General features: G+C 43.3%; 17 protein-coding genes and 1 tRNA gene. 10 read left to right on the top strand and 8 right to left on the bottom strand.

Annotated elements, in window-relative coordinates; genetic code table 11:
• The first annotated feature begins 266 nt into the window (after positions 1-266).
• The 5 genes from A9957_RS05730 (at position 267) to A9957_RS05710 (ending at position 5,004) form a co-directional block, all read left to right on the top strand.
• Positions 267-3,311, top strand: coding sequence for an FAD-binding and (Fe-S)-binding domain-containing protein (locus A9957_RS05730; protein WP_128754448.1), 3,045 nt, complete (start codon positions 267-269; stop codon positions 3,309-3,311).
• Between the two features lie 122 nt (positions 3,312-3,433).
• Positions 3,434-3,703 carry a ferritin family protein gene (locus A9957_RS05725; RefSeq protein ID WP_096712213.1) on the top strand — a complete coding sequence of 90 codons (270 nt, stop codon included), beginning with the start codon at positions 3,434-3,436 and terminating at the stop codon, positions 3,701-3,703.
• 79 nt (positions 3,704-3,782) lie between these two features.
• Positions 3,783-4,391 carry a hypothetical protein gene (locus A9957_RS05720; protein WP_105460666.1) on the top strand — a complete coding sequence of 203 codons (609 nt, stop codon included), beginning with the start codon at positions 3,783-3,785 and terminating at the stop codon, positions 4,389-4,391.
• 19 nt (positions 4,392-4,410) lie between these two features.
• Positions 4,411-4,812 carry a secondary thiamine-phosphate synthase enzyme YjbQ gene (locus A9957_RS05715; RefSeq protein WP_292343482.1) on the top strand — a complete coding sequence of 134 codons (402 nt, stop codon included), beginning with the start codon at positions 4,411-4,413 and terminating at the stop codon, positions 4,810-4,812.
• A gap of 54 nt (positions 4,813-4,866) precedes the next feature.
• Positions 4,867-5,004, top strand: a complete 138-nt coding sequence (locus A9957_RS05710) for a hypothetical protein (protein WP_165868962.1) — start codon at positions 4,867-4,869, stop codon at positions 5,002-5,004.
• A 3-nt stretch (positions 5,005-5,007) separates the two neighbouring features.
• On the opposite strand, the gene A9957_RS05705 is transcribed toward A9957_RS05710, so the two are convergent.
• The 3 genes from A9957_RS05705 to A9957_RS05695 form a co-directional block, all read right to left on the bottom strand.
• Positions 5,008-5,385 (bottom strand): DUF2283 domain-containing protein, encoded by a 378-nt coding sequence (locus tag A9957_RS05705; RefSeq protein ID WP_096712215.1) that lies wholly within the window; start codon positions 5,383-5,385, stop codon positions 5,008-5,010.
• Entirely contained in the window at positions 5,386-5,697 is a 312-nt protein-coding gene (locus A9957_RS05700; RefSeq protein WP_096712216.1) for a hypothetical protein, read from the bottom strand.
• Between the two features lie 64 nt (positions 5,698-5,761).
• A complete protein-coding gene (locus A9957_RS05695) occupies positions 5,762-6,004 on the bottom strand; it encodes a transcriptional regulator (RefSeq protein ID WP_096712217.1) in 243 nt (80 codons plus the stop codon).
• 127 nt (positions 6,005-6,131) lie between these two features.
• Between A9957_RS05695 and A9957_RS05690 the strand changes: the two genes are divergently transcribed.
• From A9957_RS05690 to A9957_RS05680, 3 genes are all read left to right on the top strand, one after another.
• A complete protein-coding gene (locus A9957_RS05690; protein ID WP_096712218.1) occupies positions 6,132-6,479 on the top strand; it encodes a hypothetical protein in 348 nt (115 codons plus the stop codon).
• A complete protein-coding gene (locus A9957_RS05685) occupies positions 6,476-6,637 on the top strand; it encodes a hypothetical protein (RefSeq protein WP_165868961.1) in 162 nt (53 codons plus the stop codon). The genes A9957_RS05690 and A9957_RS05685 overlap by 4 nt, the downstream gene beginning before the upstream one ends.
• A 174-nt stretch (positions 6,638-6,811) precedes the next feature.
• Positions 6,812-7,003: a hypothetical protein gene (locus A9957_RS05680; protein ID WP_132130892.1), complete on the top strand. Its 192-nt coding sequence runs from the start codon at positions 6,812-6,814 to the stop codon at positions 7,001-7,003.
• A 45-nt stretch (positions 7,004-7,048) separates the two neighbouring features.
• Here the strand turns inward: A9957_RS05680 and A9957_RS05675 are convergent.
• The 5 genes from A9957_RS05675 to A9957_RS05655 form a co-directional block, all read right to left on the bottom strand.
• Positions 7,049-7,136: transfer RNA gene (locus A9957_RS05675), tRNA-Leu, on the bottom strand.
• 301 nt (positions 7,137-7,437) lie between these two features.
• Entirely contained in the window at positions 7,438-8,346 is a 909-nt protein-coding gene (gene argF / locus A9957_RS05670) for an ornithine carbamoyltransferase (RefSeq protein WP_096712220.1), read from the bottom strand.
• A gap of 1 nt (position 8,347) precedes the next feature.
• Positions 8,348-9,661, bottom strand: coding sequence for a phosphoribosylamine--glycine ligase (purD, locus tag A9957_RS05665; protein WP_096712221.1), 1,314 nt, complete (start codon positions 9,659-9,661; stop codon positions 8,348-8,350).
• Positions 9,662-9,800: 139 nt separating this feature from the next.
• Entirely contained in the window at positions 9,801-10,343 is a 543-nt protein-coding gene (pyrE, locus tag A9957_RS05660) for an orotate phosphoribosyltransferase (protein ID WP_292343480.1), read from the bottom strand.
• Positions 10,344-10,361: 18 nt separating this feature from the next.
• Complete coding sequence (locus tag A9957_RS05655) at positions 10,362-10,910, bottom strand: CDP-2,3-bis-(O-geranylgeranyl)-sn-glycerol synthase (RefSeq protein WP_292343501.1); 549 nt, start codon at positions 10,908-10,910, stop codon at positions 10,362-10,364.
• A gap of 240 nt (positions 10,911-11,150) precedes the next feature.
• On the opposite strand from A9957_RS05655, the gene A9957_RS05650 reads away from it, so the two are divergent.
• A complete protein-coding gene (locus A9957_RS05650) occupies positions 11,151-12,080 on the top strand; it encodes a cytochrome c-type biogenesis CcmF C-terminal domain-containing protein (protein WP_105460660.1) in 930 nt (309 codons plus the stop codon).
• Positions 12,077-13,126 carry a cytochrome c biogenesis protein CcsA gene (gene ccsA, locus A9957_RS05645; RefSeq protein WP_096712225.1) on the top strand — a complete coding sequence of 350 codons (1,050 nt, stop codon included), beginning with the start codon at positions 12,077-12,079 and terminating at the stop codon, positions 13,124-13,126. The genes A9957_RS05650 and ccsA overlap by 4 nt, the downstream gene beginning before the upstream one ends.
• Positions 13,127-13,314 lie beyond the last annotated feature (188 nt).

Here is a 13,314-nt window from a genome sequence, read left to right as displayed (position 1 = left end):
TATTTTTGTTCTATGCATACAATCATCTTCAAATTTGTAGTAATTAATAATTGTTCATAATCTCATATTAAGTGCTATTATTATTCATTTTCGTAGCAGTTAATTCTATAAATATTTGTTGCGTATTATTCATGAGTATTTTTTGTATTTTTTAATGCTACAGAACAAGAAACGAAACACAGGTTTTGTATGGTGTACCCACAACCATTATATACCATGTTTACTTTATATAGTATATAGTTCATAATTATCAATGGAGGGTATTTATGTCACAACAAATCTTTGAGTTTTCAGAACAGCAGAAAAAGGAACTTTCCGATCTTTTCGGGGAAAGGGTCAATTTAAGTCGCAGGGAACGTCATTTCTATAACCATGATGTAGGAGCTTTGCCTTCCATGGCAAAGAGACTCCTTGGAAAAGCAAAACCTGCTGCGATTGTTAAACTCAGGGATGAGGATGATGTTGTCAATTTGATGGATTTTGCTTCCCGCTATTCAGTACCTGTAGTTCCCAGGGCTGGAGCTACATCCGGTTATGGGGGTGTGATTCCTACAAAGGGAGGAATCATTGCTGATGTCGGCAGGTTAAACCAGATTTATGATATTGATAGGGAAAAACTGACAGCAACAGTCGGGGCGGGAATCGTCTGGGAAAAACTGGAATCCAAACTGAATCATGTTGATCTTTCTGTCTGTGCCCTGCCTTCAAGTGCACCGGCAGCAACCGTTGGCGGCTGGCTTGGGCAGAACGGTCTGGGTTATGGAAGTTATGAGTACGGTTGGTCACAGGAAACAATGCTTTCCGCACGACTGGTAACTCCCGAGGGTAAGGTGCGTGAGTTCGAAGGAAATGATCTGCAAAAGATTGCAGGCAATTTGGGTGTGCTTGGTATTATTACACAGGTCACCCTCAAGATACGACCACACAGACAAACAAAAGCATTTTCTGCAAGTTTTGAGAATCCTGATGCTCTACAAAAGGCTCTGCAGTTGATTGATGAGCGCAACATTGCGCTCTGGTCCATATCATTTATTAATCCGGGTTTTGCTGACATGAAAAATCGTGCTCCTCAAAAATTGCACCATGGTGAACCCATTGTGCTGGATGATGTCGATTTACCTGAAGCTTATATCTGTAATTTTTTCTATCCGGATAACAGGGATGTGGGTGGTCTTGAAGATGCCATCAAAGAAGCCGGTGGTTCCATCCTTCCTGAGCAAATTTCAAAACATGAAACTGGTGAATGGTTCCGGACGATGAAAGTCAAAAGGCTTGGACCTTCTTTTATTCCGGCAGAGGTAGTAGTGCCACAGGACAAGGTCAGTACGGTAATCAATGAGATTAACGAAAAAATTTCGCTGCCTGTATTGATCGAAGGGACGGTTTCGCGGGATGGCGAAGTCGTACTCCTCTGTTTCATTCCTCATTCGGAGAGGTCTTTCAAGTTCAATATGGCATTCACCCTGGCTCTCAGTATCATCAGGATCGCTGAAGATAACGGAGGCAGGATGTATGCTTCGGGTCTCTATTTCGCGGGTCAGGCTGAAAAAGTTTACGGTGAGATGCTCAAACAATTGATGGATATCAAAAAGGAGCTTGACCCCTCAGATATCATGAATCCTGAGACATTTACCGGCAGGGGATTATTCACTTCTGCTATTTCAATGGCAGGTAAAATGGAACCTCTGATGCGCTTTGTGGGTAACATGTCAGGAGTGGATAAGACTGATTTCAAAGATCAGAAAAACATTCCTGGTGACATAATTTCCCACGCTTATACCTGTGCACAGTGCGGCTATTGTGTAAACGAATGTGATCAGTATTACGGGCGTGGATGGGAATCTCAATCCCCCAGGGGTAAATGGTTCTTTATCAAGGAATACCTGGCCGGAAGGGATGAGATTAATCAGGAACAGACAGATACTTTCCTTGCATGTACTACCTGTGAATTGTGTGATGTACGGTGCCAGCTGGATCTTCCCATTGAGAATTCATGGTTGCGCCTGAGGGAAAATCTTGTTCAGCAGCGTGGTAAGATGACCTTCCCGCCATTTGAGATCATGGCTCAGAGTCTGAACAAGGAACGCAATATCTGGGCGGAATACCGTCAGGGCAGGGATGAGTGGGTTCCTGAGGACCTCAAACCCAAAATCAAGGAAAAGGCAGATTATGCCTATTTTGCTGGCTGTACGGCTTCTTTTGTGGAAAAAGATATCGCAGAAGCTTCTGCTCGCATGCTTTCGGATGCCGGAATTGATTATACTATTCTGGGCAAGGAAGAATCCTGCTGTGGTATTCCGATGCTTGCAGCCGGGAAGTGGGATGTTTTCGAAAACATCATGAAAATGAATGTGGGCAATATGAAGAAAAAAGGTGTAAAAACTGTAATTACTTCCTGTCCAGCATGCTGGTTCGTGTGGCATACCTATTACCGCCAGTGGGCCGAAAAACTGGGAATTGATTATGATTTTGAAGTCAAGCACTATTCCGAAGTACTTGCTGAAAGGATGGATGTACTTGAACCCAAACTCAAGGTTCCACTTGAAAAGACCGTTACTATCCATGATGCCTGTCACATGGGGCGTGCCGGAGGTATCTATGAGCCACCCAGAAAGCTTGCAAAAGCCATTCCCGGTGTTGACTTCCGTGAGATGGAGCACAACAGGGAAAACGGACATTGCTGTGGTTCAGTATTGACCCTGGTGAGCGAGCCTGACGTTGCCAATATAATTGGTGGTGTGCGGCTGAAAGAAGCCGAAGCCGTGGGTGCGGATATTATGCTTGCCGCCTGCCCATGTTGTCAGGTGCAGCTGCGTGTGTCTGCACAGAAGAGCAATATCCCTGTGGATGTGCAGGACCTGGGTGCAACCGTGGCCCGTAGTATGGGGTATGATATTGCTGATACTACAAATGATGCTCTGGTGGGTTGGGCTGCCTTTGAGCAGATGATCTATCTTATGAAACCTGAGAACATGACCAATCTGATGATGGAATTGATGCCACAGATGATGGAGGCCATGCCTTCGTATATGAGGGGAATGATGAAAACGGTCAAGTATGTACCGGGTATGGATAAACTAATGGCACCGATGATGCCCAAAATGATGCCGATGCTTCTGCCTTCCCTGATGCCGAAGGTCATGCCGGATATGCTTGAAGCAGTTACCCGTCATGTCCAGATGCCCGATTACATGGAAGAACAGCTCCCGGACCTGATGCCAAAAGCGATGGAGAATCTGATGCCCAACATGCTCCCACAGATTGCACCGCTTTTGACACCCCGGATGATAGAATACATCAAGCAGAACTAAGATTTGATACACCCCTATAAGGGGGGTGTCATTTTTTCATTTTCCTGCTTCCATTTTGCTGTTTCCTGTGTTTCCTTGTATTATTTATAAAATGAGCACTTCTCTTTCATGGGGGTTGAAAGTTGTTATCGGAAATTCCTGCAATACTTGAAGAACTAGATTCAGAAGATATAGATAAAGAGGTATTAAGGGCAGCTATAATCGCAGAATTCGATGCGGTCAATATCTATGAACAGATGGCTGGCCTGACAAATGATGATAATCTACGTACGGTGCTTCTGGATATTGCCAGGGAAGAAAAACTTCATATTGCAATGTTCCAATCTGTACTTCTTGAATATGATCAGGAATATCTGGAAATAATGGCAGATTATTCCCTTGCACGCAAATGATACTTTGTCAGATAAAATTTATATATTTGCAACTGTTCATTTTGATGTGAGAGATGGGTAGGGGACCTTGTGATCAATTATGAACCTAATAAATAGTCGTATTCTGATAGTTTCATTTGTCGTTTTTGTAATATTTGCGCTATTTCTGGCATTTGTGGATGCAAGCGCTTCTACTTCAAATACAGGAGTCGATCAAAAGATAAGTGGCTATTCATTCTCCCAGCCCGATTCATCCGATCCGGCTCCGACAGGTGTTGTTTACCTTGATTTAAATGGCAAGAATGGATTTTCTGTAATTCTTGAAGATGAGATTGCAGACCTTCTTGAAGAAAAAGGATTTGAAGTGGAAACAGTTTCAATGCAACCGGTTATTTATGACAGTACTGCACTTGCTGTTGTTGTTAATAAACCAGATATTTTCTACAATCCGTTTTACTCAACTGCAACTATGGATGTGGAATTTGTTTATTCCCGCACAGGCAACATGGAATACCTGGATATGCTGATTGATGATTATGATAAGCCGGTTGTCTTTTCTTCTATGGATGGTTATCAGCTATTGCGACATGGGCAACTCACCTTTAATGATACTACAAAGGGTCTTGTAACCTATCCCTACTATAGACGCCATCTAGCTGAAAATATAGCAGCAGGAGTAGTTGAAAAAGCATTCAGTGATGATTTGTGAGTTGATAATGGAGGATTATATGCAATTGTCCACCAGTAAGCGTGTTGAAATCGTGGATATTACCGATAAAGTGTCCGGTGTAGTGAGAAGCAGTAATATCGATGAAGGAATGTGTACGATTAGTACTTCCCACACAACGTGTGCGATAATTGTCAATGAACACGAGTCGGGCCTGGTTTCTGATATTATGGAATTGCTGGAAAGACTGGTTCCTTCAAATGCAGACTACTATCACAATAGGATAGATAACAATGCAGATGCCCACTTAAGAGCAGTTCTCCTGGGAAACAGCGAAACGATGCCTGTGAGGAAAGGAAACATTGAACTTGGTACATGGCAGAGTATCTTTTTTGTGGAACTGGATGGGCCGCGCAAGAGGAATGTAGATATAGTGGTATCATCATCTGATTTTAGGGGATGAGTTCTCAGCCTCTACTATCTTTAATCAGTGCTAATTATGTATAGGTGGTCTATTATGGTGGAAAAAGAGAATAAGCAAGAGCAAGAAATTGAAGACAAAGATAAGAAAAAGAAAGTGGCACATGTGGAGCCGGTGCATCCGGGAGATGAACGGGTAGGAAAAAGCCGACATCTGCTGGATACCGGTGAATGATATTTATGCCAGTGCCAGGGTGGTTGACCCTGGGGACAAATTCATCTCGTTGTTACCTGTAACGGAAACAGTCTTTGCAACGGGATGATTCCTTTTTACAAAAGTCATTTTAAGGTTGAGAGTAAGTTTACCGTCTTCTACTTCAAAATTAACATTCAGTTCCACAGGTTCACGCATCTCATATTTACTGATATTGAATTTCCTGGATGCATCAAGTATTTCAATCCCGACAAACTTGTTATTTTCGTCCACGTCAAGGATGATATCATCTAACATCAATGAGGATCTGTATTTACGGTCCCGGGGATAAATGTACATGCTGTCATTTAGCCAATCGTAATCAAAATGACTATGTTCATAATGAACTACATCGCCGCTCATTTACTTGATCCTCCTTTCAACTTCCCGTGGAAAACATGTCACCAATGAAACCTTGAAGGGGTTGGTGCTTCTTACTGCAATGATAATAACCACGTCGTATTTATCGTTATGCCTGTAAAGTACTTGAAATTTGTTATTTTCCTGGTCCACAATCCCTGCAGGATCTTCTGTGGATATCATGTTATGTGAAGTGGCCAGATCGGTGAGATGGTCTAATCCTCGCTCTTTGGTTCTTTTCACGAAATGCTTGCTAAACGTTATATTATCGATATCTATTGTCTGCAGGCTTTCGTGGAATTGTCTTATGTTCAATAGTCTACCTCACAGGACCAGGTACATCTGTTAACCGTTAGACCTGTACATATCTGTTTCGTCTTCAATCCCTGGCCAACCTGAAGCCCCAGCCCTTACCTTTCATTTCTGCCTCGAGTTTGCCCTCTTCTGCAAGTTTCAACAGCCTGTCCTTGGCGTACCTGGGATTACATCCCACAATTTCCGCAACATCTGAAGCAGAAACAGTTGCTTTTTCAAGTGCTTCTTCAACAGCTTCGGTAAAATCCTCATCTGTGTACTGTACTGCAAAGCGGGCTCTGTTTTCGGTTCTTGGTTGTTCTTTCATAAATGAATCACCGGGGAGAATATGGTTCGATTGCATTTATAATTAATGCTGTATACCACAAACAGCAAACTATATATAGTGATTACTATATACTGTATACTGTAATCAGTAAACAAAGAGGAATATTATGGCAAACACAAGAAAAGGATGTAAAGGCACGGTCTTTGTGAGGACCGTTAAGCAACCATTCGATGAATGGCTGGTGGGCTTGATAGACCACACTGAAAAGAAAGGAAGCCGTGAATGCCGCATGTGTGGCGATCTGTGCGACTGCCACAGCGTCCGGACTACTGAAGACGGTATAGGCCTTGTGTGGAAATGTAACCATGACCACATGTTCAAGCAGGATGTTTCCCTGGAAGAACTCCACAGGATATACCAGAAGGCCAACCCACAAAAGTATGAAAGTGAAACGGTTTATTTGAGCAAGTACAGAATGAGAGATCTACCAAAGAAACTGAGGTCAATAGTATGACATCTAAAGATATACCCCCTGAACACCGTGTTGCATCCAGAGATCTAGTGCAAAAGGTAGGTGTTGAGTTCCTTGAGCATTTGGAAAAGTTTGGCGAAACTTCCCATATCCGCGGTTTCTGTGCCTACATGTTGGACATACATAGAGGTAAAATCTGAAAATCGGAGGAATTGATATTTACACACTCACCACATGCCCCCACTGCAAGAAAGAAAGTTATCACAATCTCGGTGTCAAGGTGAAAGAGTACAGGTAAAATCCATCGCTGAACGCACAGGTGTAAGTAAAGTTATCACAATCTCGGTGTCAAGGTGAAAGAGTACCGTGGTTCCTTGGAGATCTTTAAAATCCTTGTGACGGATTCTGTTACCGTGGAGGATTTCACGGAGGCCATCCGGGCAGAAATGCTTAATTCCAATGGTATAATAACTACTATGGGAGTTGAAAGGATCCTCAAGGATACATTTGGCCTGAACCCCAATGACATCAACCAAATGCAAGAACGACTGTACGAAACTGTCTAAACACCACGTTGATGGCACGGAGGCAGTACGTTAAAAATTAGGATTTGGTGCGAGGGAAGGGATTCGAACCCTCGAACTCCTACGAGAATAGGCCCTGAACCTATCGCCTTTGGCCTGGCTGGGCAACCCTCGCACACGATTTCTGGCTATAGATAGGGCTTTTGATTCTTAAGGGTTTTGGTCTTGGATGAATAGTAGTCAGGGATATTTCACCCTGACATCTAAATATAGGAGTCTGTTTTTGGAGGTTGTAAGCCGGAAGTTTTAACCTCCGGCAAGGGTTAGAATTTGCATTTCTCCCTTATCAACAGAACGCATGGCTTCTATATAGCCTCTTTTGCCTGGTTTTTCCAACGAGGGGTGACTCTGAGCATGGCATTAAAAAATATAAAGGATCACTAAAATGAAAAAGGAACAAACGGATGAGTTACTTCTCATCCGATAAGTTTCAATATCAGGGCTTTCTGTGCATGCAACCGGTTTTCTGCCTGATCGAAAACTACGGAATGGGTACCGTCCATAACTTCGGCCGATATCTCCTCTCCCCTGTGGGCCGGTAGGCAATGCATGACGATCACATCATTCTTTGCGACATCAAGCAAATTACTGTTAATCTGGTAATCCGCCAGGTCACTCAGCCTTTTATCCCTTTCCCCTTCGTCTCCCATGGATATCCAGACATCGGTATAGAGAACGTCAGCATCAGTAGAAGCCTCTATCGGATCCCTGAGGATCTCAACCTTACCCCCCATTTCACGTGCCATACTTACGATATCATCGTCCGGTTCATAACCATCAGGACAGGCCACAGCAATCTCCATTCCTACCATGGCACAACCCAGTATCATTGAATTGCACACATTGTTGCCATCGCCTACCCAGGTAAGTTTCCGGCCTTCCAGTGTGCTTTTGTACTCCTTGATTGTCAACAGGTCTGCCAGGATCTGGCAGGGGTGTTCCTTATCGGAGAGGGCATTGATCACAGGCACAGTAGCATGTTCTGCGAGTTCTTCCACGGTTGAGTGGCTGTTCACCCTGGCAGTAATAGCTGCTACATACCCGGAAAGGACCTTTGCGGTGTCTGCAACCGTTTCTCCTCTTCCTATCTGCATGTCCCTCTGGTTAAGATAGAGGGAATGGCCGCCCATATCACTCATGGCCACCTCAAAGGAAACCCGGGTTCTGGTAGATGATTTTTCAAAGATCATCGCAAGGCTTTTGTTTTTCAGTAGATCAGTGACCTTGCCCTTAATTCTCTTTTCTTTAAGATCCTCTCCAGTCTCCAATATATCCAGTATATCTTCTTTGGAAAGGTCCGTCATTGACAGGACATGTTTCATTATATCAGCTCTGTTTTTGCTCTCTTATTTTATTCATATGTGTGACTTTCTTTCGTACAAGAGCCCGGGTACCGATATCCCGGCGTGAATGCAAATCGCCGATGATATTCTCAAGTGCATCCTGTGCTATTCTTTCAGCCTTGCTTATGGAATCAGCGATACCGACAACGGCTGCGGCGCGAGATGTGCTGGTATAGATTTTCCCATCCTTTTCATCTACGCTGGAATAGAACAAAATTGCATCGCCCATATCCCCGAAAACTATTTCTTTATCTGAATCCGGGTTATCCGGATACCCTGCAGGGACAACGTACTTACACACAGTTGCCTTCTTGCTGAACACCACATCGAGATCTTCCAGCCGCCCTTCCACAATAGCTTCCATGACATCAAGTATATCGGTCTCAAGCAGAGGCATTATGTTCATAGCTTCGGGGTCTCCGAAACGCGCATTGAATTCTATAACCTTTGGTCCTTTACTGGTAAGAATGAACTGGCCGTAAAGGATGCCCTGATATGGAATTCCTGTAACCTCACAGAGTTTTTCTACGGTCTTTTGCATTATGGCTTTGGCCTTTTCCAGATCATCTACCATCATGAAAGGCAGGATTACATCGGTGTCGGAATAGGCTCCCATCCCGCCGGTGTTTGGTCCAAGGTCATTTTCGAAAGCTCTCTTATGGTCCTGTACGCAGGGAGTAAAGGCAAGAGTGCTTCCATCCACAAATGCCTGCAGGGTGAATTCCTCTCCTTTCAGTTTCTCCTCAACAATCACACTATCTTTTTCGAGGATGCCAAGTGCATATTCATAGGCATCTGTAGTATCCGGCAGTTGATCACCTATAACCTTGACGCCTTTTCCTCCGGTAAGCCCGGCGGGTTTTATGGCGACATCCCCAAGTTCCTCGATATATTCTTTCAATCCATTTTCATCATTGAAGACTTTAAAAGCAGGACATCCCTCGATATTTTCTTCCTTCATGAAAGTCCTTGACCACGATTTATCGAATTCAATCTGGGCAACATCCTTTTTCGGACCCACGGAAGGTATTTTAACTTTTTCAAGAGCATCTACAAGGCCGGCTGCAAGAGGTGCTTCCGGACCTATGAATGCAATGTCTATTTTTTGCGAAGTGGCATATTCAACCACTTTTTCCACATTTGTTTCTTTTTCAAGTAAGAAATCCCTGCAAAGCTTTGCTATACCGGGATTTTTTTTGCTCATTATTGCATACAGTTGCGGCTCTCTCTTACTTCTGGAGATGGCTTCAGCAATGGCATGTTCCCTGCCGCCTCCACCGATAAGCAAAACATTCATCTGTAGACCTCTCTGATTAAAAATCCTATAAAACACGTTGCTAATTATTCATTTATATTATGCAAATTTGTGTTGTAAACAATTATTATTAGAATAGAGCATTCCGGATAATTAGATAAATACTTTCCGCTTTTGCTGCTTATTCTTCTTTGAGCAGATCGGATGCTTTCACAAGCGGATTCAATGTCACATTTTCATTCCACAAATTTGCTTCTGCTCCTTCTTCCCTGTCAACAACGGTAATCACTTCATCGACACTGGCACCGAAGTCCCTGAGAAGATTGATCGCTTCAAGAACAGATCCGCCACTTGTGGTAACGTCTTCTATCAGTATGACTTTATCTCCTTTTTCCAGATCACCTACAAATCTTCCCCTGGTTCCATAGGCCTTTGCATCCTTGCGTACGAGTAAAAGGGGAATCTCTGTTTTCAGGGAGACAGCCGTTGCAAGAGGAACTCCTCCAAGGGCCACTCCTCCAATACGACTTGTTTTAGAAAGATCAATCCTGGCTGAAGCAATATCAGATATTTTTTTGAGGGTTACAGGGTCTGAAATTGCCTTTTTTATATCTACGTAATATTTGCTGTCTTTCCCCGAGGCAAGGGTAAACCGGCCGAACTTGAGGGCTTCACACTTATTGAGAGCCTCTATGAGTTCATTTTTCTCATTGTTTTCCTGCATGGCATTAATCTCCTGAGGTTACCAGGGTTCTTTCTTGATTCCAAGTACGTAACCTATTATATTGGTCCCTATGTGTAAAAGGGGTGTTAGTATAAGTAACACTATAATGATATTCAGGGTGAAATTTGCAACAAACCATTGTGGGGCTACCAGGTAGGTCAATATCCAGGCGCCTGCTACAAAATCAAGCTGATCTGCAATTGGCAAAGGAGCTCCTCTTTTCAGATTGATCCTCCTTTTAACAAAACTCATTGTCATATCACCAAGGAGCGAGCCAATCGAAAGAGTAGCAATCGGAATTATTGCATCCGGGATTGTAACCCCAAAAGGTGGTAATCTAATCCCCATAAACTCGATTCTGGTAAAGGCAATCCACGTTTGTAGAATCCCGGCGAGGATTCCCATTAAACTTCCGGCGACAAATCCCCTTATCGTTTTTCCGTCACCAAGTATCCTTCTTCCGTCACCCAGGGTCCTTTTGCCATCAATGGGTCTTCCTCCTCCCAAAAGAGCTGCAAAAGGACTTGGAAGGTAGGCAGGCACCATTAGCCACACAGCGAGAATAATTGTATCAAGCGTCTTGATCAGCCCCTTTTGACCTCAGTTATTTTCGTTTTTATATAAGGGTTTGCTGTTTTATTCCTGTATGGAGGGGTGAAATTTGAACAGATCCCTGAACTTTATTTATTTGAGTAGAATCGCTATCAGTTTAAACAATTAACAGTGTGAACTAAAATGTGCAAACTCCTTTATACCTGAAAAACTTCCTTTCTGCTAATATATTTCTTACAGGACAGGCTTGTTTACATGGATATCCAAAATCTCATTTCCAGAAAAAACCTTATTTTCGTAACTGTGACAGCATTCGGGATACTTGCAGCTTTGATAACTATTGGAATGCTGACGCCCCTCGTGGTTCAGTTCCTAAGTGGTATGCAAATAGGTATGGATGCAACATATTTTAATAACAGGGCAGCACCGATTGCCGGTTTACTTGTTATCCTGCTATGTGCCTGCATGCTTGTCACCCATATCTCCAGCAGGTATATTGGTATCCTGCTTGGAGGTATAATTCTATTGTCTGTGCTTATGGCAGTGTTTTCTCCGACCGGGAAACTGCTTGTAGACATTTCTATAATACCCATGCTTGTTGTTTTTGCGGCATCGCTGTACCGGTTGGTTCATGTTACCAGAAAACGCAGTGGCAAATCCCGTTTCAAGGGAATAGGTGCTCACATTATCCATATTGGGATTTTGCTGGTGATATTCGGTACTATTTTCAGTTCAGCAATGAAAGTAGAAGATTCAGCTGTAGTTAGCATTGGTGAAGAAACGGCATTTGAAGGGATTCCTTATTCTGTAAGTGTGATGGGTATTAACTCAAATTTTGAAGGTACTCCCTATGACAAATATCCCGGTTCATCCTATGCAACGGATGTTGGTCTTATAATTTCCAAAGACGGGAATGAGTTTGACAGGGGTACAGTTAGGTATATAACCGATATAAAATGGAGGCAGACCTATACTTCTACATATATTGACCGCGGAATCATGGAAGAGGTTTTTATTGCCCCCAAAGCCCTCGATGAAAAATCCGGAGAAGTTGACCTGTATCTGCGGGTAGTTCCATTTATCAGTTTTCTATGGGCTGGTATTTACATAATGCTTGGGGGTATGTTCATACTGCTTCTTGGAAGTACAGTGTTGCCAGACAGTGAAAATGAGGTGGTCACATGAATTTTGGTATGATTATTATATGGTTGGCATTTCTTTTTGGTTTGCTTGCTATGGTCTATTCATACCTGGGTTTTCGCAGGGAAGATGAGAAGTACCGGATACTTTCATCAAGACTTGAAATTACCTGTGCTGTTTTGGTCACAGTTGCCTCTGTCATGCTGATGTACTATCTTTATGATGTTGCCGCGTTCTTTGAGTATGTTTATACTCATTCCAGTCTTGATCTTTCCACGTACTATCGTCTTTCAGCTTTCTGGGCAGGTCAGGAAGGTTCACTTTTGTTGTGGGCCTGGGCCATTTCGGTTATGCTTTTGGTCCTCAGGTATGCCTCCCGCTTTTCTACAGGAAACGTATTCACGGTCACAAGGATACTGTCCCTGGGTATTCTTTCGGTATTCCTCATGCTGCTTGTACTTGACAATCCGTTTGCAGTATATTACTCAAAAGCCGGCTCCATTATGGTAAGCAACTGGAATCCGTTTATCCATCCCTATCACCTAACAGATGGACAGGGCATGAATCCGCTGCTTCGCAATCCCTGGATGGCTATCCATCCTCCCATCCTTTTTTTGGGTTATGCAGCTTTTACTATTCCTTTTACATCTGCTATTGCGGGTCTGCTCCTTAATGACAGCAGCTGGCGCAAAATCGCCAATAACTGGATGCGGATTTCCTGGTTATTCCTGACTGCAGGGATAGGTCTGGGTGGTTTCTGGGCCTATGAGGTTCTTGGCTGGGGTGCATGGTACTGGAGCTGGGATCCGGTTGAGACCTCTTCGCTGATTCCCTGGATAACCGCGACAGCTTATCTGCATACAATATACGGCAGACAGGGACAGTTCAGGTTCTTGGCGCCAGCAATGGCTATTTTCTCATTTATACTTGTAATTTTTGCAACTTTTGTTACGAGAAGTGGTATGTGGGCTTCTGTCCATTCCTGGCAGGATTTCAATGCAGAAAGCCTCTTAATAGGTATATTCCTGGCAGGAGTTACTCTTGCGGGAACATCGCTACTTGCAAAAAGGTATTTTGAAGAACAGGATTGAAACTGTTCTTTGCTTTTTATTTATAGTGGGCAAAAGCCAAGGTATCAGGACCTTGTCGAGAAGGGACTTTATACACGATCTTTAAAATTGTATGTTACGTTCTGACTGCAGTCCTCACTGGCATAGAGAAGAGCTTTGACATGTTGCTGTAGCCTATCACAATTCCTGATTATTGTAAACAAGGCGTC

This window comes from Methanohalophilus sp. DAL1, assembly GCF_001683555.1.
Taxonomy (GTDB): domain Archaea; phylum Halobacteriota; class Methanosarcinia; order Methanosarcinales; family Methanosarcinaceae; genus Methanohalophilus; species Methanohalophilus euhalobius.
The sequence above is the reverse complement of the archived record's forward strand: the minus strand, read 5'-3'. Positions and strand labels throughout refer to the sequence as shown.

What these genes read in the sequence shown, in the direction of transcription:
- A9957_RS05730 (WP_128754448.1), top strand. Translation starts at nt 267, where the DNA reads ATGTCACAACAAATCTTTGAGTTTTCAGAACAGCAGAAAAAGGAACTT.
- A9957_RS05720 (WP_105460666.1), top strand. Translation starts at nt 3,783, where the DNA reads ATGAACCTAATAAATAGTCGTATTCTGATAGTTTCATTTGTCGTTTTT.
- A9957_RS05715 (WP_292343482.1), top strand. Translation starts at nt 4,411, where the DNA reads ATGCAATTGTCCACCAGTAAGCGTGTTGAAATCGTGGATATTACCGAT.
- A9957_RS05710 (WP_165868962.1), top strand. Translation starts at nt 4,867, where the DNA reads ATGGTGGAAAAAGAGAATAAGCAAGAGCAAGAAATTGAAGACAAAGAT.
- A9957_RS05705 (WP_096712215.1), bottom strand. Translation starts at nt 5,385, where the DNA reads ATGAGCGGCGATGTAGTTCATTATGAACATAGTCATTTTGATTACGAT.
- A9957_RS05695 (WP_096712217.1), bottom strand. Translation starts at nt 6,004, where the DNA reads ATGAAAGAACAACCAAGAACCGAAAACAGAGCCCGCTTTGCAGTACAG.
- A9957_RS05690 (WP_096712218.1), top strand. Translation starts at nt 6,132, where the DNA reads ATGGCAAACACAAGAAAAGGATGTAAAGGCACGGTCTTTGTGAGGACC.
- A9957_RS05685 (WP_165868961.1), top strand. Translation starts at nt 6,476, where the DNA reads ATGACATCTAAAGATATACCCCCTGAACACCGTGTTGCATCCAGAGAT.
- purD (WP_096712221.1), bottom strand. Translation starts at nt 9,661, where the DNA reads ATGAATGTTTTGCTTATCGGTGGAGGCGGCAGGGAACATGCCATTGCT.
- pyrE (WP_292343480.1), bottom strand. Translation starts at nt 10,343, where the DNA reads ATGCAGGAAAACAATGAGAAAAATGAACTCATAGAGGCTCTCAATAAG.
- A9957_RS05650 (WP_105460660.1), top strand. Translation starts at nt 11,151, where the DNA reads ATGGATATCCAAAATCTCATTTCCAGAAAAAACCTTATTTTCGTAACT.
- ccsA (WP_096712225.1), top strand. Translation starts at nt 12,077, where the DNA reads ATGAATTTTGGTATGATTATTATATGGTTGGCATTTCTTTTTGGTTTG.